The 24062-nt window shown below is 62.0% G+C and carries 24 protein-coding genes and 2 pseudogenes; 14 read left to right on the top strand and 12 right to left on the bottom strand.

Annotated elements, in window-relative coordinates:
* Positions 1–15: 15 nt before the first annotated feature.
* Both QA609_RS15730 and QA609_RS15725 read right to left on the bottom strand, forming a co-directional pair.
* Positions 16–948 carry an NAD-dependent epimerase/dehydratase family protein gene (locus QA609_RS15730; protein WP_278303552.1) on the bottom strand — a complete coding sequence of 311 codons (933 nt, stop codon included), beginning with the start codon at positions 946–948 and terminating at the stop codon, positions 16–18.
* 1572 nt (positions 949–2520) lie between these two features.
* Positions 2521–3117 (bottom strand): annotated as a pseudogene (locus QA609_RS15725) (hypothetical protein); the annotation flags it as partial.
* Positions 3118–3228: 111 nt separating this feature from the next.
* On the opposite strand from QA609_RS15725, the gene QA609_RS15720 reads away from it, so the two are divergent.
* Positions 3229–3603, top strand: coding sequence for a helix-turn-helix domain-containing protein (locus tag QA609_RS15720; protein ID WP_278303551.1), 375 nt, complete (start codon positions 3229–3231; stop codon positions 3601–3603).
* 839 nt (positions 3604–4442) lie between these two features.
* Here QA609_RS15720 and QA609_RS15710 read toward each other — a convergent pair.
* Positions 4443–5417 carry a hypothetical protein gene (locus QA609_RS15710; RefSeq protein WP_278303550.1) on the bottom strand — a complete coding sequence of 325 codons (975 nt, stop codon included), beginning with the start codon at positions 5415–5417 and terminating at the stop codon, positions 4443–4445.
* A gap of 225 nt (positions 5418–5642) precedes the next feature.
* Between QA609_RS15710 and QA609_RS15705 the strand changes: the two genes are divergently transcribed.
* The 3 genes from QA609_RS15705 to QA609_RS15695 all read left to right on the top strand — a co-directional run bounded on the left by QA609_RS15705 (position 5643) and on the right by QA609_RS15695 (position 8401).
* Positions 5643–5942, top strand: a complete 300-nt coding sequence (locus tag QA609_RS15705) for a helix-turn-helix domain-containing protein (protein WP_278303549.1) — start codon at positions 5643–5645, stop codon at positions 5940–5942.
* 497 nt (positions 5943–6439) lie between these two features.
* Positions 6440–6841: an HTH domain-containing protein gene (locus QA609_RS15700; protein ID WP_278303548.1), complete on the top strand. Its 402-nt coding sequence runs from the start codon at positions 6440–6442 to the stop codon at positions 6839–6841.
* A 309-nt stretch (positions 6842–7150) separates the two neighbouring features.
* Complete coding sequence (locus QA609_RS15695) at positions 7151–8401, top strand: AAA family ATPase (RefSeq protein WP_278303547.1); 1251 nt, start codon at positions 7151–7153, stop codon at positions 8399–8401.
* Positions 8402–8543: 142 nt separating this feature from the next.
* On the opposite strand, the gene QA609_RS15690 is transcribed toward QA609_RS15695, so the two are convergent.
* Positions 8544–8741, bottom strand: coding sequence for a hypothetical protein (locus QA609_RS15690; RefSeq protein ID WP_278303546.1), 198 nt, complete (start codon positions 8739–8741; stop codon positions 8544–8546).
* 153 nt (positions 8742–8894) lie between these two features.
* Between QA609_RS15690 and QA609_RS15685 the strand changes: the two are divergent.
* A pseudogene (locus QA609_RS15685) lies at positions 8895–9065 on the top strand (cell division protein); the annotation flags it as partial.
* Between the two features lie 60 nt (positions 9066–9125).
* Here the strand turns inward: QA609_RS15685 and QA609_RS15680 are convergent.
* From QA609_RS15680 to QA609_RS15650, 7 genes are all read right to left on the bottom strand, one after another.
* Positions 9126–9644: a DUF3368 domain-containing protein gene (locus QA609_RS15680; protein WP_278303545.1), complete on the bottom strand. Its 519-nt coding sequence runs from the start codon at positions 9642–9644 to the stop codon at positions 9126–9128.
* A complete protein-coding gene (locus QA609_RS15675; protein WP_278303544.1) occupies positions 9641–9943 on the bottom strand; it encodes a UPF0175 family protein in 303 nt (100 codons plus the stop codon). Before QA609_RS15675 ends, QA609_RS15680 begins: the two co-directional genes overlap by 4 nt.
* Positions 9944–11165: 1222 nt before the next feature.
* On the bottom strand, positions 11166–11321 hold the full coding sequence (locus QA609_RS15670; RefSeq protein WP_278303543.1) for a hypothetical protein: 156 nt from the start codon (positions 11319–11321) through the stop codon (positions 11166–11168).
* 313 nt (positions 11322–11634) lie between these two features.
* Positions 11635–11826 carry a hypothetical protein gene (locus QA609_RS15665; RefSeq protein WP_278303542.1) on the bottom strand — a complete coding sequence of 64 codons (192 nt, stop codon included), beginning with the start codon at positions 11824–11826 and terminating at the stop codon, positions 11635–11637.
* Between the two features lie 630 nt (positions 11827–12456).
* Positions 12457–12714, bottom strand: a complete 258-nt coding sequence (locus QA609_RS15660) for a PRC-barrel domain-containing protein (RefSeq protein ID WP_278303541.1) — start codon at positions 12712–12714, stop codon at positions 12457–12459.
* A 211-nt stretch (positions 12715–12925) separates the two neighbouring features.
* Positions 12926–13114: a hypothetical protein gene (locus QA609_RS15655; protein ID WP_278303540.1), complete on the bottom strand. Its 189-nt coding sequence runs from the start codon at positions 13112–13114 to the stop codon at positions 12926–12928.
* Between the two features lie 219 nt (positions 13115–13333).
* Positions 13334–13714, bottom strand: coding sequence for a hypothetical protein (locus QA609_RS15650; protein ID WP_278303539.1), 381 nt, complete (start codon positions 13712–13714; stop codon positions 13334–13336).
* A 207-nt stretch (positions 13715–13921) separates the two neighbouring features.
* Here QA609_RS15650 and QA609_RS15645 point away from each other — a divergent pair, with 207 nt between their 5' ends.
* On the top strand, positions 13922–14092 hold the full coding sequence (locus tag QA609_RS15645; RefSeq protein ID WP_278303538.1) for a hypothetical protein: 171 nt from the start codon (positions 13922–13924) through the stop codon (positions 14090–14092).
* Between the two features lie 272 nt (positions 14093–14364).
* Here QA609_RS15645 and QA609_RS15640 read toward each other — a convergent pair whose 3' ends face one another.
* Positions 14365–14868 (bottom strand): Lrp/AsnC family transcriptional regulator, encoded by a 504-nt coding sequence (locus QA609_RS15640; protein ID WP_278303537.1) that lies wholly within the window; start codon positions 14866–14868, stop codon positions 14365–14367.
* Positions 14869–15094: 226 nt separating this feature from the next.
* On the opposite strand from QA609_RS15640, the gene QA609_RS15635 reads away from it, so the two are divergent.
* The 8 genes from QA609_RS15635 (at position 15095) to QA609_RS15600 (ending at position 24061) form a co-directional block, all read left to right on the top strand.
* Complete coding sequence (locus QA609_RS15635; RefSeq protein ID WP_278303536.1) at positions 15095–16756, top strand: ABC transporter substrate-binding protein; 1662 nt, start codon at positions 15095–15097, stop codon at positions 16754–16756.
* Between the two features lie 73 nt (positions 16757–16829).
* Positions 16830–17807 (top strand): ABC transporter permease, encoded by a 978-nt coding sequence (locus tag QA609_RS15630; protein WP_278303535.1) that lies wholly within the window; start codon positions 16830–16832, stop codon positions 17805–17807.
* 87 nt (positions 17808–17894) lie between these two features.
* Positions 17895–18839, top strand: coding sequence for an ABC transporter permease (locus QA609_RS15625; RefSeq protein ID WP_278303534.1), 945 nt, complete (start codon positions 17895–17897; stop codon positions 18837–18839).
* A 186-nt stretch (positions 18840–19025) separates the two neighbouring features.
* Positions 19026–20090, top strand: a complete 1065-nt coding sequence (locus QA609_RS15620; protein ID WP_278303533.1) for an ABC transporter ATP-binding protein — start codon at positions 19026–19028, stop codon at positions 20088–20090.
* On the top strand, positions 20083–21144 hold the full coding sequence (locus QA609_RS15615; RefSeq protein ID WP_278303532.1) for an ABC transporter ATP-binding protein: 1062 nt from the start codon (positions 20083–20085) through the stop codon (positions 21142–21144). Before QA609_RS15620 ends, QA609_RS15615 begins: the two co-directional genes overlap by 8 nt.
* A gap of 1 nt (position 21145) precedes the next feature.
* Positions 21146–21907: a creatininase family protein gene (locus QA609_RS15610; protein ID WP_278303531.1), complete on the top strand. Its 762-nt coding sequence runs from the start codon at positions 21146–21148 to the stop codon at positions 21905–21907.
* Complete coding sequence (locus tag QA609_RS15605) at positions 21900–23258, top strand: M20/M25/M40 family metallo-hydrolase (protein WP_278303530.1); 1359 nt, start codon at positions 21900–21902, stop codon at positions 23256–23258. Before QA609_RS15610 ends, QA609_RS15605 begins: the two co-directional genes overlap by 8 nt.
* A complete protein-coding gene (locus QA609_RS15600; RefSeq protein WP_278303529.1) occupies positions 23255–24061 on the top strand; it encodes an MBL fold metallo-hydrolase in 807 nt (268 codons plus the stop codon). Before QA609_RS15605 ends, QA609_RS15600 begins: the two co-directional genes overlap by 4 nt.
* Position 24062 lies beyond the last annotated feature (1 nt).

Genomic DNA, 24062 nt, shown 5'->3' with positions numbered 1-24062 from the left:
GGTACTGCCGGCGGATTAGTGCTGTCGGTACCACTCGACCGTCTGCTTGAGTCCCTCGCGAAGCGAGACGGTCGGTTCGTACCCAAGCTCGGATCGGATTACGGAGATATCGGCCTGGCTGTGACGAATGTCTCCGTCTCGGCCCTCCGTATGCGTGATCTCGGAGTTCGACTCAGTCACGTCGACGATCGTCTCGGCCAGCTCCTGAACGGTGACGCTCGTCCCAGTGCCGACGTTGTAGGCGGTGCCGACCTGTTCGGTGGTGGCCGCTTTCAGGTTGGCTTGGACGATGTCGTCGATGAAGACGAAGTCCCGCGTCTGGTCGCCGTCTCCGTGAACTGTGATTGGCTCGTCGTCGATCGCCTGATCGCAGAAGATACTGATCACGCCGCTGTAGTCGCCAGCAGTCTGGCCTGGTCCGTAGGCGTTGAAGTAGCGCAGTGCGACGGTCTCGAGCCCGTAGAGTTCGTTGTATCGACGGGCGTAGTGATCGATTGCGAGCTTGTCGATGCCGTAGGGTGAGGCCGGCGTCTTCGGGTCGGCCTCGGCAATTGGGACCTCCTCGGGGTGGCCGTAGATCGCCGCACTCGAGGCGAGCACAACCCGGGCGTCCTCTCGACGAGCAGCCTCGAGCACCTCGAGGGTCGCCGTCGCGTTGATCGAGTGGCTCGTCAGCGGCGCTTCGACCGAGCCCTGGACGCTGACGAGGGCTGCCTCGTGGAAGATGAGATCGACGTCCGCCGTGGCTCGCTCGAGCGTGGCTGCATCCCGAAGGTCGCCCTCGATGAGGGTTGCGGCCTCGGGGACGTTCGCTCGTTTGCCCGAGCTCAGGTTGTCGAGGATCCGCACCTCGTTGTCGTCGACGAGTGCGCTTGCGAGATGGCTGCCGATGAAGCCGGCGCCACCCGTGATCAGAATCGTCTGGGCGGTCGGCCGATCAATGGACATACTCGAACGTGTCGATGGCGTTCTTATGAGTGTGCTGGTCTCTCCACGCATATGATAATTTCTTTCTGGAGGGCCAGGCCGGCTGTCCGAGCGTATGGGCTCTAGATCCCGAAATCTCTCGCCATAGATTAAATGAAGACACGTAGTTCCGCTGGAAGCAACGCGGAAGCAACAACTGGAAAGCCGAGTGTCCTTGTCCCATGAGGAGCCGCTGAGCCGGGCCCAGGGTGTTTGCTCGAATCTACCCAGGAGACTACTCGAGAGGGGAGTTCGCCGCGAGCGCAGTTCTCGTATCGCCGACGATCAGTGGATCAGGTTCATTCTCTGAGGAATGGCGCATACTGAGCCCTTACGCGCTCGAAATTCGAGCGGATATGACGACCGGACACCTGTTCGGGATGCACTTCAGTGTCGTCACCGGAGACGCGCTAGGCCAGTTGTGATCTGTATCCTCTAGGCATCTGCGTACACAATCGATAGGAGAGCAGACGAACTGTCCTCTCTGTGGCTCCCGTCAGTGGGGCTTACGCGAGGAGAGCTCTCTCCTCTCGAGGCCCACACTGCTCGCGAGCGGTATTGCGGAATTTGTGAATAATCATATTTAATATAACCCTCTACACTGGGGCTGGGTTTCGACTGGTCTGAAATCGTGCAGTCAACGCACGCAGTACGAGTGGCCCATCGGGGCCAACCGCCGACGGTAGTGAACGCGTGGGCCTGCCCGCATCTTCCACGCACTGTGTTCCGGAACGCTACCGCAGTGGTCTTTCACTGGTTCTCGAGGCCTCTTGGGTGATACGGTCATTCTGTCTACATCAGTACGCGAGTTTACTAGAAATTGTCAGAAGGAGAAGGGCCGACAGATCGATAGACCGGAGTGGTGTGTCACGGAAGACTCTGGTACTCCGTCCTGCTCCTTCCGACGTTCTGAGAAGACGAACCGTATTATATAAACGTGTATTTTCGGTCCGGCTGGTATTCGCTGCAGGTTCGAGACTGACCCGGACAGCAGAGTCTGATCGGTGCTCGTGCCCTTACCCAACGACGGGTGTCAAGCCGGCCGATCATTGGTTACCCCTTGGCGACCGTGAACCCGAACCGATCGCGGTCGCTCTCTGGTTGGCGCCCTTGGTTTCGATACGTTCGACGTCGCTGTCTGCACGGTTCGCGTCTCCAGCGCTACTCGGGCGAACAGAGACCGCATCGGTGACGTGTGTCTCGAGGACAATTGCCGTTTGGACGGTCGGATCGAGCGCACACCGTCTGCGCGGGTGGACTGCCGAGTTCCGCCTCAAACGGGCATTGGGGCATCGAACGCCTCGGTCTGTGTATAGCCGTTCAGTGAGTCGACAGCAGCGACTGTGTCTCAACCGAACCACTCGACGTACTCCTCACAGGCCTCGCATGTGACACGCGTTGCCCAGTCCTCACCCCGGTCGTGGTCGTCCGGCGGGAGTTTCGTGATCTGGATCTCGAGTGCTACTCATCCGTGCGTGCTCGCTGGGTTCGGTGGGTGTAGGGTGGGCGTTGAGCGTGTGCGTGCTTGCTCGAGCGTGCTCGTCGGAGAGGGGACTAGTGCTCGCCGTGGACGTCGGCTGTCTCCGGTGTGCTGTTGTTCGTCGCGCTTTCACCCGGGATGTCGGCGTCGGCCGGGACGACTCGTCGTTCCATATAGGAGAGGCCGTTCTTGCGCTGGATCTTCCGGTGGACCGCCAGGCGGTTCTTCGAGAGCTCGAGGAGGGCGTCGATCGTCCGCGAGACGAGCTTTTTCGCATAGGCGTCGCTGATGCCGTCTTCCTGGCGACGGGTCCAGTGTTTCAGGTCGCCGGCGGTAACGTACTCGCGGACGTTCTTACAGCCCGGCTCCCGGGGATTGTCGCCGACCGTCGAGTCGGTGTGGGCCTTCCAGAGCTTCGCGGCGAGTCGCGTGGGAAGGGCGTTCGTGGTTGAGCGACGCATGTCCTCGCCGAGGCGAGCGAGTTGCTGGATCGGGAGCAAGTCGCCATGCGCGAGTTTTGTATTGGTGCGGTCGAGTGGATCGTCCGCATCCGGAAGTCGGTAGTAGGTGTGGCCGCCGGATTTGGTGAGGCGCTCGAGGTAGTCGGCGTCGAGTTCGTGTTCGTCGACGTTGGCCTCGCGGCAGTGGGCACCCTTCTCGAGTTCGCGGGAGACGTTGCTGCCGTCGAGAACGAAACTCGTGTCGGCGATTACCTGCTCCGTTCCGCAGTAACAGTACTTTCAGCAGTAACATGTATAACGGCTCGTACACTATCTGCAGGTATGTCGATCGATAGGGAGACGTTCGAGCGATCGAGCGAGGACGAACTCCAGGAACTCTCGAGCACCGACCACGTCCTCGGCTTTCTCGCCGCGAACGATGAGCGGGCGTTCAAGGCGTCCGAAATCGCGCGCCGAACCGAACTGGACGACGGTGTCGTGAGCACTGCCCTCTCCCGTCTGAAGCGTCGTAATCTCGTCGAGCACAAGGGACAGTACTGGGCGATTACGACCGACGAGCAGCGACTCGCGGATCACGACGGATACGCTCGCGCGACAGCGCTGTTCAACGAGCAGTTCGGCGAGGAGAACCGCGAGGCGTGGCGGGAGCATGCACCCGACGAGCCACATCCGAGTCTCACGGATGATGAGACGTAACCGAGCAGGAGACCCCGATTTACGTCCCGGGCGACGTCGTGTACGGCGTCGATCCGTACAAAAGCGATGACACAGCGCGTCCGTGGCTCATCATCTCGAACCACGACGGCCGTCCGTTCCACGGTGACCAGTATATTGCACTCTCACTGACGACTCGAACGTGGATGGATGGTCTTCTCGACATTGAACAAGACGACTGGATTCGTGGCGGGACGCCCGAGGACAGTCACATCATTCCCTGGGGAGTGCAGTCGCTGAGCAGCGAGGACGTCAGTCACTGGCAAGGACGACTCGAACGCTCTCTCGTCACCAGGTCAGTCGACTCACTCGTCGTGTATCTCCGGTCCTGAACCGCTCACTCTCGTTTCGCGTAGCGAACGCGATCGGCGCCGGGAGCGTCGGTTCCGTTCCTACGTGCGAGTGCGGAATCGCCATGCTCGCGGCTGGTCGTCCCGGCCCCGGAACGTGGCACCTCGATCACAGATCGATGACCGGGCCGACGTTCTCGGACGACGGTCGGGTGTCTCGAGACGGGTCGCCAAGACTGGACGCCGACATCATGAGTTAGCCCGGAACGGCGCCTCGAGTTGAGCCGCACGCGGAGCCGCGAGTCGACTGCAACGCGTGTGGGGGAGCTCGTCCGGTGACAGCTGGTGTCCTCGGACGACCGTGTGGGGAACGTCTCGAGTGTGGACCGACGACGACCGATCGAGGACGGTCCCTCGGCTACTCGTCCCGTCGTACGAACGGCGTTCGGTGTGGGAGTGTGATGTCCTGAGCGTGTGCGTGCTCGCTCAAGCGTGGTCGTCGGGCGTCGAGTGTGTGTGCTCGAGGCGCGGCTAGCTCCCTCCGTGGACGTCGGCTGTCTCCGGTGTGGCGGTGCTTTCGCCTGGGATGTCGGCGTCGGTTGGCAGGACCACCCGCCGTTCGGTGTATGAGAGCCCGTTCTTGCGCTGGCTCTTCCGGTGGACCGCGAGGCGGTGCTTCGAGAGCTCGAGCACGGCGTCGATCGTCCGCGAGACCAATTTCTTGGCGTAGCTGTCGCTGACGCCGTCCTCCTGGCGCCGGATCCAGTGTTTCAGGTCGCCGGCGGTGACGTACTCGCGGACGGTCTTGCAGCCCGTCTCCCAGGGATCGTCGCCGACGGTCGAGTCGGTCCGAGCCGTCCAGAGCTTCGCGGCGAGTCGCGTGGGGAGTGAGTTGGTGGTCGATCGACGCATGTCCTCGTCCAATCGGGCAAGTTGTTGAATCGGGAGGAGATCGCCGTGGGCAAGTGTGGTGTCGGTCCGATCGAGGGGGTCGTCCGAATCAGGAAGTCGAAAGTAGGCGTGACCGTCGGATTTGGTGAGTCGCTCGAGGTAGTCGTCCTCGAGGTCGAGGTCGTGTTCGTCGACGTTCGAGTCACGAAGATGGGCACCCTTCTCGAGTTCGCGTGCCTGGAGCTCCTCGATTCGAGTTTTGTTCGCACCCGTGCGGTTTCTGGTGGCTTCGGTGAGGGCTTTGACGTTGTCGGTGGTCGTCTCGAGTTCGTCGGTGGTCGTCTCCAGTCGCTCGAGGGTTAAGTCGTGTGTCTCGAGGGTCGACTGCTGTTCGTTGAGCGTGGACTCGTGGCGCTCGAGGCGCTCGGTCAGTCGATCGCGTTCGGTCTCGAGGTCGTCGACGTGCTCCTCGAGTTCGGTCACACGATCGGCGAGGCGGTCGTTGTCCGCTCGAAGCTCGCGGAGTTCCGCGAGGACCGTCTCGAGGGTTGGCTGGTCGGTCGCTGCGTGCTGTCGGTCGGGAGTTTGATTACCCCGTGAATCGTCCGTACTCATGCTTCCGTAGGTGGATACGGGAGCTTCTCGCGGACTCGGTGTCTCCAGCACCGATCCGCTATCTTCCAAAACGCGCGAGCGTTGGATCCGCGTATAGCGTCCCTTACAGGAGAGTTCTCGTCTACCCACTTAGTACTCTGGATTGTATGGCTCATTGCTGGGCCAGATAGCTCAGGTTCGGATCGAGTCGGTGCAGTTAATCGCCGGACGAGAGAGATCCGGAGTATGCGAGCCCGTGTCTCGTGGATGAACGAGGCTGACGATGCAATTCTGGAGTACCTACAGGAACTCGAGACGAGCACGGGCCACCGGATCTCGCTCCCGCCGACCGCAGTCTGGTATAATTTGGTTGAAGAGTTGGCTGTGTTGGATCGGAGCCAGAACACGATTTCGCGGCGAATGAACGTCCTCGCTGAGGCTGGGCTGCTCGAAAAAACCGATGCGAAACGCGGCTACTATCGTGTGACCGATCTGGGAATCGCCTACCTCGAGGGTGAACTCGACGTGAGCGAACTCGAAAACTGACTCGAGTCTGTTCAGTGCTCCCCCATGGTGGGACAAGAGAGAGCACCGTCGGCTGAGCAGTGCTGTCGGTACCAGTCGACCGCCCGTTTGAGCGGCCCGAGAAGCGACGCCACTGCCGTCCCATCGGGAGACCACCGTTCCGGCCACAGCGATCGCTGCTGCGAATCGACCAGCCATGTCGGCTTCTACGCTCGAGTACTGGAGGTACTGGGCCGGCCATCCCCCGGTATGAACGATGGTGTCGTCTCGGATGGGAGCCGGTGCCCGGCTCCGGTTCGGCTCGAAGCGATTCCCCAGCCGCCGTTCTCCACAGCGGTTCGAGCGGGCGGTCACTCACGGCAGGTGACTGTACGACGGAGCTACCGATTCGATGGAAGCTTTTTCTGTGTGATTGGTGTAGCGCGTCGTGGTGGCTCGCCAACAGGATCGTGGCCCGCTCCCGTCGGCCGTGGGGCCACAACAGAGGGAGCCAACGGCGAGTCCCACGGTGAGATCACATGCACTCGGAACTCCGCGTTCGACGGCATACGCTCTGGAAACGCTACATCCTCGAGGGAGACACCTACTCAGAAGTCAGCACCGAACTGGCCGACGAGTACGAGGTGACCGAAGACACGATTCGTAACGACCTCACGACGATAGAGGAGTGGCTGCCGAAGCTCTATCGGGCGCGGGAGGTCCACGAGGCGTCGGCCTTGCTCGCACTCCAGGAGAACCGCCACCGGTTACAGCAGATGGCGGGGGAGGCCCGGGAGGCCGAGGCGCTGGACCTCGAGCTTCGGATCCGAAAGGAACTCACGCGGACGCTCAACCGCGAGGAGGAACTCACCCCCGAAGTCGATTTCACGCCCGAACAGGATCGAATGGGCGCCCTTCTCGAAGAGATGGACCAGAGATGAGGACGAGCGGCGGAAATTCGGCTGCGTCAGCACGATCCCCTTGACGCGTACTGATCATACAGTTCAGCACTAGTTGCTCTCCAGTCGCTCAAATGCCCTTCGACGGCACAAGAGCGTAACTAGATCGTTCCCTGTCTTGAGTGTATCAGTTCCAACACGCAGTACGAACGGCCACTTAGCTCGAGTTGCCAGTGAGAACGAACATCTGCCACTGCCCGCAGCTCCCAGCACTGCGGTAGGCTCATATCAACCGTCGTGCGGGCGATACGTTCATTGTGGTTACACAGTTAGTACGAGCACGGACACCCGATGGGCAAGTATGATGAGCTCTTCGACGAGGTGACAGCCGACGAGAGCCTCTTTCGTGAGAAGGGCGCGCTCGATCCCCTCGCCGAACCCGACGAGATCCACGCCCGCGACGCCCAGGAACGCGAGCTGGCGTCGCTGCTCGCCGGCGTCCATGAGGGGTATTTACCGCCGACGGTGACGATCCACGGCCCGCCCGGCACCGGCAAGACGCTGTCGACGCGGCGGGTCTGTCAAGAGTTCGCCAGTCGAACCGACGCGGTTGCCGTCGAGTACGTGAATCTGAAGGAGTGTCGAACGCTGTTTAGCGCCGCCAACGAGATCCTGTTCGAACTCACCGGCGAAAAGAAAGGCGCCTACGAAGGGTTGGACGGCGTGTTCGAGGGAATCTGGGATGCCCTCGAGGGGTATCCGGAGTGGACGGTCCTGATTCTGGACGAGATCGATCACGTCCAGCACGACTCGAACTACGAGCCCAGCGACTTTTTCTACCGACTGCTGCGCGGCGAGGGGAAGCTCAAACGGGGGATTAATCTCTCCGTTTGGTTGGTGAGCAACGAGCTAGTCGAGGTCGATCTGCGCTTGGACAGCCGTGTCGAGAGCGCGATGAGTGACGAGGCGGTCTTTTTCCCACCGTATGGGTCGGATGAACTGGCTACGATTCTCGAGCCGAGGCTCGAGCGGGCCTTTCGGCCGGGAGCGATCTCCAACGACGTCTGTGCGTACGGCATAGCGAAGGCAGCCCAGCGCTGGGGAGACGCCAGGAAAGCACTGACGCTGTTTCGTCAAGCCGGCGAGACCGCGAGCGAACGGGACCTCGACCAGGTTACGCGGGAGTGTGTCGACGCGAACCTTGAGGAGACCGACCGCGAGGCGACCGTCTCGAAACTGCTCGATCTGCCAATTAATCATTTTCTGGTGCTGATGGCCGTTACCGGGTTTGATGAAGAGAAGACGGATGCTCTCACGTGGGCTGAAGAAACATCGATCAAACAGCCCGTAACGACGGCCGACGTCAACGTGTTTCTCCAAAGCCAGACGTTTTCCGATAACCTCGATCTCGGGGAGCGTGCCGTTCGAGGCGTGGTGACCGACCTCGAGACGATGGGGTTAGTCGAGACCTGGATCGACTCTCGAGGCCGGGAGGGCCGGGTCAAGCAGATCAAGACGACGTTCGAGCCACAGTGGGTGCGTGATAATATCGACCCCTATATCGACAAGTCGACATCTACGGATGAAAACAACGAGGAGTGAACGGGGTTTGAGAGTCTGCCCGTACGACGCGTCGCAGTCTGGCGCCAGTTTCGGGGCCCGGTTGGAGGCGCGGGTTCTCTCTACCGTCTCCGATCAGTGGAGTCGACCGATTCGAGGGTTTTCCCGCCGGAAACGAATCCGTTCATACCGATATGCGGATCCGCATGTGGGCTTCGCTCTGGAGGCCGTGATCGCGGGTCTCTCCGACCTCTGCCGATTTCTCGAGCGACAGCAAACCGGGAGCCAAAACGGTTGGCGGTTGTTCGTCGGGCTTTCCGATCCCGTCCGTCGTGCTCGAGAAGGGGTCGGTCACGCTCGAGCCACAGTGGGCGCGCGACATCGTAAAACGCTCCGCGAACGAGTCGACGTGGCTGGGGGCAAACAGTGAGGAGTAAAGAGACCTGGGGGTCCTACCCGCACGGGGGCGTGATCCGACGCTAGTCTCGAATCTGAACGGATCGGACCCGGCCCCCGACGACGTTTCTCTTTCGCCCACGATTCGAACGACGACCCCAGCGACTTTTTCTACCGACTGCTGCGCGGCGAGGGAAAGCTCCGACGCGGGATCTCGCTGTCGGTCTGGCTCGTCAGCAACGAATTATTGGAGGTCGACCTCCGGCTCGATAGCCGGGTCCAGAGCGCGAGAGGCGACGAGGTCGTGTTCTGCCGTCCGATAGCGACGAGGAAGTCAGCCAGCGCGCTGGTGTCTAACGCCGCTGCATCGTCACTCGGCGGCAGATTCGATGAGGTCGATCGCCGTCGCTCGCAGTTCGGCGGTCATGTGCAGGCCGTGGTCGTCGAGCCGACGAACGATCGTCTTCGCGTCATCTTCGGACAGACCCTCCTCAACCGCCCTGACGAGCACGCCAATCGTGCCGGTCACCGTTGCCCCGAGGCCACGGGCGACGGTTCGCACGCGACGATCATCGGAGACGACCGCGACCGGCTCGTCCGCGTCGGTGTGAGCAAGCACCGCCGCGATCAGGCGGACGTCGCCGTTCACTGCGGGCTCATCCAGGATCGCTTGGGCCTGCTCGTCATCGCTTGCGTCCGTCGGAAACGTCGTCTCGACCGTGTCCCGATCGCACAGTCGCTCGAGGGTCGTCCTGGCCGGTTCGGTCGTGACTTCGTCTCGAATCGCGGGCAGAACGACAAGCGGTCCAGTGAGAGACGTGAGCAGGTCGAGTTCACCGACCGTTCCGAGCGCAATGAGCGTCGTTGCATCGACGTAGATGTGCGTCATAGCTCGCGCGCGCTGTCGACGTCGGCGGCGAGATCGTCGGGCGAGAGCTGGCTCGTCAGATTCCGGTCACGGGCGATTTCGAGCCAGTCGGCAACGCTCACACCCGCGATCCGGGCCGCCTGGTTCGTCGAGATCTCGCCGGTCTGATACTGCTCGACGGCGCGTCGAATCCGGAGCTCCGCAAGCCCTTCGCGGAGCGCTTTGCGGATGACCGTGCTCTTGTCCTCGTCCAGCAGCTCGGCGACTTCCTCCAGGGTCTCCTCGTCGTCGTCGGGTACGCGGGCGCTGATCGAGGGCATCGTATACAACGTACTACAGCGTATTACAAGAAGGTTCCGCCCGGGTGACGGGGGTCGTCGTGGAGCCGGGCGAGGAGGCCCGCCATCGAGTCCGCGCCAGTGCCTCGCGGTATGGGGTTCCGTGCGGCCACACCGGCCGGCGGGTAGGAAGCGGTCAACCGGGCCCTCGAAAGTCGCGCGATCAACTACGATGCGCCGGCCACGCGTCCGATTCAGGAACGCCGTCTCCGCGCCTGGTTCGCGGCCCGCATCGTCGACGTGAGCGAAAACGAGCGCGAGGGACGAACCCACCCAGCGGCGGCTCGGTTGCTGCCTGTGCGCTCGAAACGGGCTGTCCGCATCCCAGCGGCGCTCGCGGTGTGAGAGATCGAGGCGGTCGTCGCGACCGTCGAGTGTGGCTCATCCCCGAGTTGGACGAGTCGTCGGCCCCCGTCTCGGCTGGCGGAGGCGTCCCCGCGGACCCCATCGGACCCTGCGCCACGGCGGCTTCCCGTGTGCTCGCCTCGAGCGACGATCGTGTTGGTGTTGCCTCGAGTTCCGTGGGACTCGAGTCGTGACGTGCGCTGACGGGCGAGGCGTGACCGTATGCGATGTCAGCTCTCGACTCCGTTCTCGGGTCGTGGGCCTTGAGTTCGCAGTCTCGAGGGGGAGAGAGATGCCGGTGTGAAAGTGGTGTGGAAGTGGTATATAACGCCGTGTTGGTACTCGAGCCCGCGGTGGACCGACTCGGGGGCTCGGTCCCGTGACATGCGACGGGAGGGCGCCCGCTCGAGGGGAACTCACGAGAACTCCACTCGGCGTGGTGCCCGCCGCAAGCGAGGGGCCGTCGGACACTGGAAAGAAGGGGGCGCCACGTCGACCGGTTGCGAGACACCCACTCGTGGCTGCCGACTCGAGGCGGACAGGCTCCTCGAAGTCGCGCACTGCGAGCGCGGTGATCGACGAACGCCGTCCTCGAGGCCTATCGGCATCGGATGCGGACAATAGCAGGCCCGGTGTGATCGAGGCGAGGCAGGATCCGCCGAAACACGGCGATGCGAAACTCGGCCGGAGGACCCGAACAATGAGGTGAGTGTGCGCTCGGTGTCGGTCCCGCTACTGATCTCTCTCGGCTCGTGGGTGCGGCGGGCAGGGGCCTGAGGCTCCACCTTCGTCCGGCTCTTGGGCGCCTACCTGACGGTGAGACAGGCGATCAGCTTCCGGCCCTGATGGACTCGGAGGGTCAGGACTCAGTCGACTCGACGTACTCCTCGCAGGCCTCACAGGCCGCACGCGTCGCCCACGCCTCGCCCCGGTCGTGGTCGTTTGGCGAGACTTTCGCCACGTGGATCTCCACGGCGCCACATTCGGGACACTGTGAGGGAACCGGCTGGGACATACTGACATGTCTTTGGGTGCGACTGTCATAACTGTATCTCCGATCATGTGTTGGCTCGAACCTGTCGCAGCGACCGTCGAGCGGACGGCCAGCGTCCCGATCGGCACAGTTCGGCCGTCGTTTGCGGACTCGAGCGAATCGGATGTGCTGACCCCCGCCGTCGCGACGGGCGTCGCTCGGAGTCAGCGATCCTGGTTCGGGTGGCATCGGTGGGACGATCCGCCCATGTCGGTGAGAGAGGGTTGTGGCCGGCGATGTTCAGTGTCGACCGCTCGAGCGGTCATGACACTCGTGACAACTGGTTCAAAAAGAACTACCGGATGACGAACTTCGATCGCAGATCGGTGACCGGCCCGTCCTCCGCGGGCGAGTACAGCAGGAGGCCGAGACAGATCCCCAGCCTGATCGACGAGGGGCTGAGCCCGCCGAGAAACAGCGACTCGAACCCCATATACAGGAAGATCGCCACCGTGAGCCCGACGACGAAGCGGTCCAGGGCGTCCACCGCCTGCGAATCCCCTGGCCCAGCGCGTCGACGGGCGCGCCCAGATAGAGACTGCCGGCGATGATGCCCGTGCTCAGCAGGGGGAGCTGGAGGCGTTGTGCGGCCCTCTGGACCATCGATCTCCGCGGCGGTGTCCGCAAAGCCGATCCCGAGCAGCGGATCCTGGGCGAGGCGCTCGAGCGTCTCGCTGGGGAGCGAGCGAGCTCTCCCCGTGGACGTCGGCGATCTCCGGTGTCGTAGAGCTTTCGCCAGGGACGATAGCGTCGGTCGGAAAGACGAGCCGCCGTTCGGTGGAGGAGAGCCCGTTCTCCGGGGGTGTTTCGGTGGACCGCGAGGCAGGGTTTCGAGAGCTCGAGTAGTTAGTCCCAGACATCGGTCCCCGTCGATCGCCGTCTAGCGAAATCGGACGGTGGCCAACAGGTGCGGGCTGGCTCGGGCCGGTACCGCACTTCGCCCCAGTGTCGATCAGTTCGTCGTCGTCGCGACGCTGCTGGAAGCCCAGCGCGTTGCAGCGCAGCGCCTGCCGCATAAACGACAGGGCGGAGTCGGCCATCCCGAACGGGTGGGGTTCGCGCTGATTCGCTGGCGGCAGGAGCGAGCCGACGCCCTAGTACGTGACACCGACCGCGATCAGTGTGGATCGGTCCCTGAGTCGGTCTCGATGATGATCTGATCGCTCACCGTCTGCACCGTACTGGTCGGAATCCGAAGCCGGCCGTCTGTGTCCACAGCGGCGCTTGACGAGGGCTGGTCGTCCGGATGGACCAGCAGGTTATCAAGCGTGCCGGCGGTGGGATCGGTCGTGACGGTATCCAGCGTTCCGAAGGTCGTGCCGTCGGTGCCGACGATGACCTTCCCCTGAAGATTACGAAACAGAATTTCACCCATACAATTAGAGTGTTCCGTTTCGATATTAAATGGTACGGGGCGACGCACGCGATGAGAAACAGCCCGGCGTTGGAGCGGCGGCTCATCTCCAGATTCACGGGTGGCGGATGAAGTGGGGTGTGATCGGCACGGATCTGACAGCCCTCGACTCCCCACACAGCCCCAGCGACCCACCGACGTGAACCCGGGATCGGTGCGTGGCGCCGATCTGTCACCACACATGAGTTCCGGTCGCGAACAATCCGGGTTTCAACAGCTCGCCGTGGAGTCCCTGCTGACCGACTCCGAGGACGGCAACCTGTGAGGCCGCTCCGAGTGGCGGGGTGGTGATCGCGCGGTCGAACGACTCGAGGACGGCCCGGTCAACACGACACAGCCGCAAGCGAGTCGGTCGTTGCACGTGAACTCGGCACGACCTCACTTGAGTAGTTCGTCGTGGTGGACGCGGTCGCCGAGCCTGGCGTCCCCATCGTGGCCATCCTCGCGTGGCTCGCGGAGCGGCCCTCCGGGGTGAGCGACTGCGACCGCGACCCGCTCACAGCGATACACTCGAGCGGGTGGGCTTTACCGCTAGGACCGCAGTCACAACGATCGTGGCAACTGGCTCGAAGCAGGGCGCCTACCGAACGTGGAACTTCGAGCGCAGATCCGTAACCGGACCGTCGTCCGCGGGCGAGTAGAGCAGGAGGCCGAGACAGATCCCCAGCATGATCGACGAGGGGCTGAGCCCACCGAGGAACAGCGATTCGAACCCCATATACAGGAAGATCGCGACGGTGAGCCCGACGACGAACGCGGTCCAGGGTGTCCAGCGCGTGCGAATCCCCTGGCCGAGTGCGTAAACGAGCGCGCCCAAATAGAGACCACCCGCGATGAGCCCCGTGTTCAGCAGTGGATAAATATAGGAGTTGTGCGGGCCCCTCGAGGCGCCGATCTCCGCGGCGGTGTCCGCAAAGCCGATGCCGAGCATCGGGTCCTCGGCAAGGCGCTCGAGCGACAAGTAATTCAGTATGCCAGCGGGGTCTTAGCGTTTGAGCGACCACGACGTGAGCCTCCAAGTGGTACGATCCGTCGGTAATGCCCACACAGACACACGTCGTTCGGCCGAGCATGAGCAGGGACGACGGCAAAGGGAAGCCGAGATGAGGACCCGACCCGTCGGTCTGGTACGTCAACACGACCTGCTCGAGGCGGTCAGGCAACAGAAGTGGCACGTCAAGTCCGCCGAGATGCCGATCGAGATCCCGGAGAGCAAACTCGCCACCTGCTGGAGATGCTTGACGGCCGGCTGCGCGGCGTTGCGGGCCCGAAGACCCAGTGCTGGACGCTGATCGGCACCGGGGTCACTGACGCTTGGGAGATCCTCGTCCAGCGCTAGGACGTGACCAGCAAGCCCCTCGACCACCGAAATCGGTCCAGTCGACACACCCACTCAGGCGTTCGGTTTTCGGCATAGAGCACCACACAACCGTTTCGCCTCACCTCTCACGCTTAACGAAGCAACATCCTTAGCAACTTCCAAACGATCATGAACGAGATACCCGACGTCTTCTCTGCTAGTCGCGATTCCTCTTACCGGGACGACCTATTCAAAATCAGATCCAAATCACTCAGCGTAACGGCCTTCTGTGCATACCTTGGATAAATGCGTTACTTGTCATCTACGTCCAAGTAGTCGAGGTTGAGATAGCTGTGCATGTCTCTGTTACGGTCGGTTACGATCAGATACTCAACTCGATCGACACAATCGTGTTCGCGGATCGCCGTCACGGCAGCATCCACGTCCTTGTTCGACGGCATACTACCAACGGCGAACACATCCGCAGTTCCGATTCCCTTGGAGACGTGCCAGAACGGCATCTCATTCAGCAGATCGAACGCCTCTTGCTTGGCGTTCGGTCTATTAGCGGCGATAACGGTAATTCGGACGATCTCCCACGTCATTTCGCGAGGATCGAGCAGAAAAAACACGGTCGTCGTATCGAGGATTTTACTAACACGGTACCGAACTCCTTCGGTACTCATCTCATACCCTGCGTCTGCGAGTTGGTCCGTGATCTCGGAGTAGGGAGTGCGTGGATCCTCCGTGAGTATCTGGAGGATCTCACCATCGATTGCGTCGAACGATTCGAACTGTGGGCCCGACTCTGTCATACCTGCTTTCCGTGAGACGAACCTGTAAACCTTACCAGCATCAATCGATATTTACACTGACCGGATCCCGAGCAAGGGAGATCAGAGTTAAAATCCAAATCGAGATTCCTATTTCCACATATAGAACTTCGATTTTCCCCTTATTCGACCGGTGCTGGAGTTGTAATAGTGAAATGGTCCCTTGGGTTACAATAGATTTATATCTGATTGGTAGAGAGACATATCCATGGGTGCAGATAACAAGTCCCGTCGTGACGTATTACAGATAGCTGGTGGGACGGCAAGCGTAGGTGTCATCGCCGGACTGGCAGGCTGTATGGGTGATTCCGGAACAGAGGGTGCTGGAGAGCCGATCGATACGATCGAGCTGATCGTTACAACGGCTGACTACGATCCAGTTCGATACGAGTTCGGACAACTGATTGCCGAACACTGGGAAGAGCTCGGACTTGACGTGGAAGTCAACCCGATGGCGTGGAACCAGATCGTCGACACTGCCATGGACGGGCAGGATTTCGACACGTTCACGCTCAACTGGGCCGGACGGGCCGAGCGCCTCGACCCCGACGTCTTTTGTTACGACCTTCACCACTCCTCGCAGACCGATGAGGGCCAACGGAACAACGTAAACTACGTGAGCGAGGAGTACGACGAGTACGCGGAAGCACAACGAAGAGCCCTTGACGAGGACGAACGGCAGGAGGCCGTCCATCGCTGCCAGGAGATCTTTGCTGAGGATCAGCCACGAACACCGATCGCGAATCAGACCCAGGCGATGCCGTATCACGCCGAGCGGTTCGACGAGGTCGTAACGATGATGGGTGAGGGGCTGATGTCGTTCTGGACGGCTGTCGAGACCGTTCCGGCCGACGGTGTCGATACTCTGCGCCTCGGGTACCCATCGGACGTCAACAACCTCAATCCAAACGATGGCTCTGCAACCCACGACCAGCAGACGATGCGGCTGATTTACGATCGATTGGCCCGGATCGATCAGGACGGTTTCCCGGAACCCTGGCTCGCAACGGAGATCGAGGCGGTAGACGAGACGACCTACGAAGTGACGATCCGTGACGACCAGCAGTGGCACGACGGAGAAGACCTCACGATCGATGACGTCGTGTTTTCGTTCGAGTACCTCGACGAACACTCACCGGTTCTGGGGGCAGTCACCGACCCGATCGAATCGGTCGAAGCGATCGACGACTGGACCGTCGAGTTCGTGCTCGAGGAACCGTACGCACCGTTCGAAGCCGTTACGCTGGGACAGGTGTTTATCATTCCTCAGCATATCTGGGAGGACGTCCCGGACGAGCTGGACGATGTCGAACGACCCGCGGACTGGGAGAACCCCGAACCGGTCGGGAGCGGACCGTTCGAGTTCGTCGAGTGGCGTCGTGACGAGGAGATGCGACTCGAGGCGTTCGACGACCACTTCTCACCGCCGGAAGTCGACGAGCTAATCAAGGTCCCGGGTGCCGACGTCTCCGGACTCGTTCGGCTCCTCGAGGACGAGGAGATCGATATGATCGGCTGGGTTCCGGGCCCGGATACGGTGAACCGTCTCGACGACGACGTCGACCACGTCGATATCAGTGCGGTCGATGATCCTGGGTGGTATCACATCAACTACCATAATGAACGCGAGCCGTTCACCGACCCAGAATTCCGGCGGGCGCTGGCGGATGCGATTCCCAAACAGGACATCGTAGACGTCGTACTCGACGGGATGGGGACCGTGACCCACTCCCCGATTGCGGAAGTCAACGAGTTCTGGCACAATCCGGACGTCACCGAGTACGGAGATGACCTCGGGGGCGCCCAGCAGCGGCTTGAGGAAGCCGGATACGTCTTAGCAGACGGCCGTCTCCACTATCCAGAAGAATGAACGGGAGTGTGCGGTTGGCCAGTCGGTCGCCAGCCAGTAGCAGCGATCAACCCCTACTATAGAGTAATCAACAATGGGACTACGAGAATACATCGTTCGGCGAATATTCCAGCTTCTCGTCACCTACTGGGCGTTTCTTACGATAATCTTCGTCCTGTTTCGGGTCGCACCCGGTGATCCGACGTCCATGTTCGTGATGGACGGGCTCACCGGCGAGCAACGCGAACGGGAGATCGCACGACTTGGACTCGACCAACCCCTCCACGTTCAGTACGTCGAGTATATAACGCAGTTATTGAGCGGTAATTTCGGAACCTCGTTTCGATACAGTGAGCCGGTCTGGGACGTTCTGGTCGTGAAGTTCTGGAATACGATCCTACTGATGGGGACTGCCCTGATCGTTGCGTACATCCTCGGAATCACCTTCGGTGCGCTCCTCGGGTGGTACCGCGGAAAGAAGGTCGAGAAGGTCGGAATCGTCGCTGGCCTCGTTGCACGCTCGTCGCCGGAGTTCTGGACCGGGATCGTGTTACTGTCGATCTTCGCGTTCTGGCTCGGCTGGTTCCCGTCGGGTGGCATGCGCTCTGTCGGTGCGGAGATCGGCTCGTTCGGTGAGCGGTACTTCTCGGCGGACTTCGTCTATCACATGGTGTTACCGGTGCTCGCGGGAGCGATCTACTACATGGCAACCCCGTTGCTCCTGATGCGGAACACGATGATGGACATCCTGAAGGCCGACTTCATCGAGGTCAAGAAGGCCGAAGGCCTACCCGAGCGTCGTATCCTTTACAGACACGCCGCACGGAACTCGATTCTACCGATCGTTACCGTCGCGGCTATCGTCTCGGGCACGGCGATCGGCGGCTCGCTAATCATCGAGACCGTCTTCAACTGGCCCGGTATGGGACGAGAGATGATCGAATCGGTCACGTACAACGATTATCCGATGGCGATGGGGACGTTCTTCCTCATGGGGTCGGTTGTGATCTTCATGAATTTCATCGCAGACTTGGCGTATGTATACCTCGATCCGAGGGTGCAGTATGATTGATCAAATAAGACGACAACAAGATATGATTCGGAACCTGCGTGCGGACGGACAGTGGAGCCGTCGCTCGGAGACGGAGGTGATCTGACCGTGGCAGAACTCGATCGAAACGCAGAGACGCTGGATGCGACCGATCAAGCGAGCGCCCGGTCCCGCCTGATCGAGTCCGGGAAACGAACCGGTTCGATGCTGGTCGACGTCTTTCGGGACGACCGCATGGGGCAAGCCGGGCTCGCGATCTTGCTCGTCTTCGCCCTCACGGGACTGTTCGCCCCGCTTGTCGTTCCCCACGAGCCCACGGAAATCAACCGCGGTGACGACGGGACGACGCTCCGCCTCGATGCGCCGTCGGCCGAACACCCGCTCGGGACGACGAACATGGGCCGTGACGTCCTCTCGCAGCTTATGGTCGGTGCGCGCGTCTCCTTGATCGTCGGCTTCCTGGCCGCGTTCATGGCGGTGACTATCGGCGTGAACGTCGGACTGATAAGCGGCTACTACGGCGGATGGGTCGACGATCTCCTGATGCGAATCACCGATATCGCGTATGGGTTACCGTTCCTCCCGTTCGTGATCGTGCTCGTCTTCTTGATGGGGCCGAGCCTCCTCTCGATCATCATCGTGATCGCCCTGCTATTGTGGCGATCCACCGCGCGGGTCATCCGGTCCCAGGTCCTCTCACACAAGCAACGGCCGTACGTCGAATCCGCACAGGCGGTCGGGGCGAGCAATCTTCGAATCATGTACCGACACATCCTGCCGAACGTGTTGCCGTTAGCGTTCCTCTACGGAGCATTCTCGGTCGCCTGGGCAGTCATCGCGGAGGCGAGTATTGCGTTCCTCGGCTTCGGCGACCCGGCGATGATGTCGTGGGGCCAGATGCTGTTCGAGGCGTACACCGCCGACGCGATCCGGTTCGCGTGGTGGTGGGTCGTTCCGCCAGGTGTCTCGATCATGATCATGGTGATGTCGGTGTTCTTCATCGGCCGAACGCTCGAACGGGTTACCAACCCTGAACTACGCCATGCCGAGTGATCACAGCCGATCGGGCGGCTCCCAACCCGTGTGGGTTCCGCGGCCGGTCACTCTCTTCGGTCTCTCACGGTGCGTTTCCGTGCGAGTCCAGAGCCGGGCTTGCCCGCCGCTCGAGCGGGCCGCCAGTGGTATCGTCCCGAAACAACTGATTCGGACCCCACACACCCCCGGAGAACTGCATAACCTATGACACTACTCGAACTCGACGACCTCAAAACGTATTATCGAACGGAAGACGGCTGGGTTCAGGCTGCCGACGGCATCAACCTCGAGTTGGACGAGAACGAGACGTTGGGCTTGGTCGGTGAGAGCGGAAGCGGAAAGACGACCGTCGCAAAGTCGCTGATCAAGCTACTGCCGGACAACGCGGAAATCGTTGACGGCGAGATCCGGTACAAAGGCGCGGATCTCACCGACCTCTCGATGCGAGAGATCCGCAACCGGATCCGCTGGAAGGAGATCTCGATGGTCCCGCAGAACGCGATGAACGGCTTCGATCCGGTGTATACGGTCGGCAACCAGATCGTCGAAGCCATTCAGGTCCACGAACCCGAGACGAGCGATGCCGAGGCCTGGGGGCGAGCACGCGACCTGTTCGACGAACTCGGCCTTGACGAGGATCGCGTCGACGACTATCCCCACCAGTTTTCAGGTGGGATGGCACAGCGAGCGATGATCGCACTGGCGCTCGCCGTGAAGCCGTCGCTCATCCTCGCGGACGAGCCGACGACGGCGCTCGACGTCGTAATCCAGGATCGTATCCTCCGGACGATCGAGGAACTGCAGGACGAGTTCGATACCGCGATGATCATGATCACACACGACATGTCGGTCGTCTCGGAGTCGTGCGATACGATCGCCGTGATGTACGGCGGGCGGCTCGTCGAGTACGCTGACGCGGACACGATCATCAAGAATCCGCGGCATCCCTACACGCTGGGCCTTCGGAACGCGTTCCCGGATATCACAGCAGACGATCAGGAGCTGATTTCGATCCCGGGCACGCCACCGGACGTCGTCGACCCAGACGAAGGCTGCCGGTTTGCGCCGCGGTGTCCGTTCGCCGAAGAGGAGTGCTGGGAGGAGACGCCCGAGCCGCGAGAGTTCGACGACGGGCACATCGTCGAATGCCATCGTGCCGACGAGGCACCGTTGCTTCGGGAGGAGGCCGCGAGAAAAGAGACGTGGCAGCAGGTCGCAGAGACGGAGGAGCCGGCCCAGTCGCCTGCCGGAGGTGCCAGCGATGACTGAGCCGTCACGACGGCTCGACCCCTCACACCCCGACGCGAAGTTGGCGATCGAGGGGCTCGAACAACACTTCCCGGTCAACACCGGCCTCGTCTCGCGAGTGCTTAATCCGGGTGACCAAGAGCACGTCCACGCGGTCGACGGCGTCTCGTTGACGATCCGCGACGGCGAGGCCTTCGGACTTGCGGGGGAGTCAGGATGCGGGAAGACGACGCTCGGCAAAACCGCGATCCGTCTCCACGAGCCGACGAACGGCCGCATCTGGTTCGACGGCGACGAGATCACCGATCTCGACAAGGCGGAGCTCATGGCGTTTCGCCGCGAGGCACAGATCATTCACCAGGACCCCTATCAGTCACTCAACCCGCGCTGGAAGGTATTCAACTGGGTGAAAGAACCCCTCGACATCCACGGTATCGGATCGGCTGAAGAGCGGGAGAGCAAGGTGTACGAGACGCTGGAGCGGGCCGGCTTGCAGCCAGCTCAAGCCTACGCCGACGAGTATCCCTCGGAACTCAGCGGCGGCGAGCGACAGCGCGTCGGCATTGCACGAGCGCTCGTGCTCGATCCGTCGTTCCTGCTGGCCGACGAGCCTGCGAGCATGTTAGACGTCAGCATCCGAGCAAGCCTTCTCGATCTCTTCAAGGAGCTGCAGGCGGAGTTCGGCCTCACGGCCGTCTACATCAGTCACGACCTTTCCTTGTTGAAACACATCTGCGATCGGATCGGGATCATGTACGCCGGAAAGATCGTCGAGGTCGGCACGGCCGACGACATCATCAACAACCCGAAACACCCGTACACAAAGGCGCTGGTGGGCTCGATGCCGATCATCGATCCGGACGTCGAGCGCGAGCCCGTCGAACTCTCGGGCGAGGTGCCGGACCTCGTCGAGGTTCCGTCGCAGTGTCGCTTTTATGATCGCTGTCCGGCAGCGATGCCGCGTTGTCAAGACGGGGAACCTCCGATGTACGAGACTGCGGACGGCCACGGCCACCAGGCCCGCTGCGTGCTGTATGACGAGACCGACACAACCGACCACGAACTCTACAACTAGTATGACGACACCCAGATCAGTGCTGCTCGAGCAGCTCACATGGACGGAAATCGAATCGGCGCTGGAAAACGACGTGACGACGGCCCTCGTCCCCGCAGGATCCGTCGAGCAACACGGACCCCACCTCGGGATCCTGAAAGACGCCGGCTGGGCGGAGGCGATCGGGATGGAGGTCGCCAGAGAACTCGGCAACGCGCTCGTCGCCCCCGTGATCAGACCGGGCTGCTCGGACCACCATATGGGGTTTGCCGGGACGATCAGCTACCGCCCCGAGACACTGATGCGCGTCTTCGAGGATTACTGTTACAGCCTCGACGAACACGGGTTCGAGTATATCGCCGTCTTCTCGATGCACGGCGGAAACTTCCCGGCGTTGAACGCTATTCTCCCCCGGCTCGCCGACGAACTCGACGCCGAGCTCATCACCCTTCTCGACAAGGAGTTGCTGATCGAGCCGCTCTTAGAGAGCCTCGAGGCGTTCGATATCCCCGAAACCGCCAGAGGGCACGGTGGTGCCGCTGTCACCGCGTCGGTACTCGACTTACGCCCCGATCTCGTCGACGAAACGGAGTTCGTGGAGGGATATACGGGCGACGTCTCGACATCGGCGCTGACAACCCACGGGCTCGACGAGTTCACGGAGCTGGGCCACATGGGTGATCCGACCTACGCCACCCGCGAGCTCGGCGAGGACGTCACCGGACGTCTCGTGGCCGGCTTCGCCGATCGGATCCGCAGCGAGCAAGGTGATCGCCATGACTGATGCGCTCGAAGCGACGATCGACGAGCGGCTGGCGGACTATCGCGGGGAGCTGTTCGACCTGCTCGCCCAGCCGAGTATCAGCGTCACCGGCAACGGGATGGACACCTGTGCGACACTGCTCGCATCGATCCTCGAAGCGCGTGGGTTCGACGAGCCGAGACGCATCGAAACCGACGGCCACCCGATCGTGTACGCCGAGCGTGTCCACGACGAGTCTCTTCCCACGGTCGCGTTCTACGGACATTACGACGTCCAGCCGCCGGGCGCGCGGGAGCGGTGGACGTCCCCGCCGTTCGAGCCGACCGTACGCGACGGCTCCATCTACGCTCGCGGGAGTGGCGATAATAAGGGGCAACTCCTCACACACGTCTTCGCGGTCGACGCGCTCGACGCGGTCACCGACGGCCCGCCGGTGAACGTCAAACTGCTGTTCGAAGGGGACGAGGAGAACGGCAGCGTCGGGCTCATCGACTATCTCACCGACGAGCCGGCTGAACTCGCGGACGTGGACCTCGTCTACGTCGCGGACGGACCGATGCATCCCTCCCGTCGGCCGACGATCATCTACGGGAACCGAGGTATCCTCTCGGCACAGCTCGATCTCGAGACGGCCGCTGACGACCTCCATTCCGGGAACTTCGGCGGTCCCGTTCCGAACGCCGCCAACGAACTCGTCGAACTGCTCGCGTCGATGTACGACGGGGATACAGTCACCATCGACGGCTTTCACGAGCACGTCGCGATCTCGCCGGAGGACCGCGAGCTCGCAGCCGCTGTCCCGTTCGACGAGGCGGCCCTGACCGCGGAGATCGGGATCGACCGGTTCGCCACCGACAACCCCTACTACGAGCGGCTCCTGCTCGAACCCACGCTGACGATCAACGGGCTCTCGAGCGGCTACGACGGCGAGGGGAAGAAAACGATTATCCCACACCAGGCGACCGCGAAGCTCGACTGCCGGCTCGTCCCCGACCAGGATCCCGACCGGGTGTTCGAGCGCATCGTCTCTCATGTCACCGCCCGAAACCCGGACGTCGAGGTGACGAAGATGGGGACGTTCCCGCCGATGAAAACGCCACTCGGGACGCCGGCCGCGGCGCCGCTTGCGAACGCGTTGCAGACGGTCTGGGAGCGCGAGCCGGTCGAGATGCCGCTGCTCGGTGGCAGCCTGCCGGCGTCGTACTTCCGATCCGAGCTCGACGTCCCGGTCCTCGTCGTCCCGTACGCAAACCCCGACGAGAGCAACCACGCGCCCGATGAACACCTCGACCTCGACTGTTTCCGCAACGGGATCGAGACAACGGCGCGCTTCCTCCAACTGCTTCCGGAGTACGACCTGACTAGCTCATGACGAACTCACGAGAGATACTGCCGGACGTGTACTGGCTGTACGAGGAGGGGCCGGATCGCAGCGGGATGATCGAGGCGATGGAGCCGATCCCTGACTGGTACGATCCGGACGACCCGGTGTACATCCCGCAGTGTGCGTACCTGATCGACGGCGCCGAGCACAGCCTCCTGTTCGACACGCTCTCGCCAGCGAGCACGGAGCACGTCCTCGCCGAACTCGACGCCCTCCTGGACGAGCCCCTCGAGTACCTCGTCGTCTCACATCCCGACGTCCCACACGCCGGCAACGCGCCCGCGATCATGGCCGAGCACGGGGCCGAGCTCGTCGCGCCGCGGTACGGCGACGACCACGAGCTCTACCGCCTGGACGACGCTCTTCTCGTCGGCGAGGGTGATTCGATCGATCTCGGCTCCTTCGTCGTCGACTTTCACGAGGCGACGTTTCTCGACGCGCCCGTCTCCCTGTGGATGAGCGAACGGACCGAGGAGATGCTCTTCCCGGTCGACTGGCTCGGCTTTCCCCACCACGCGAGCGAGCAGCTTCGGTTCGTCGACGAACTCGAGCACGACCTCGATGGGACGCGGCTCCTGCAGTTTCACGGCCGCGTGCTGTTCTGGCACCAGTACGTCGATGTCGACAAGGTCCAGCGCGAGATCGACCGGCTGAAACGCTATTACGACCCCGCATGGATCCTCCCGTCCCACGGGCTCGTGATCCGCGACGATGCACTTGCGTACATGGACCAACTGAAAGGCGTCGTCGAAGAGATCCAGCGACGGGAACGCATCGGTACCCTCGGCTGAC

Source organism: Natronococcus sp. A-GB7, assembly GCF_029688865.1.
GTDB lineage: Archaea > Halobacteriota > Halobacteria > Halobacteriales > Natrialbaceae > Natronococcus.
This window is presented reverse-complemented; position numbering and strand designations above follow the sequence as displayed.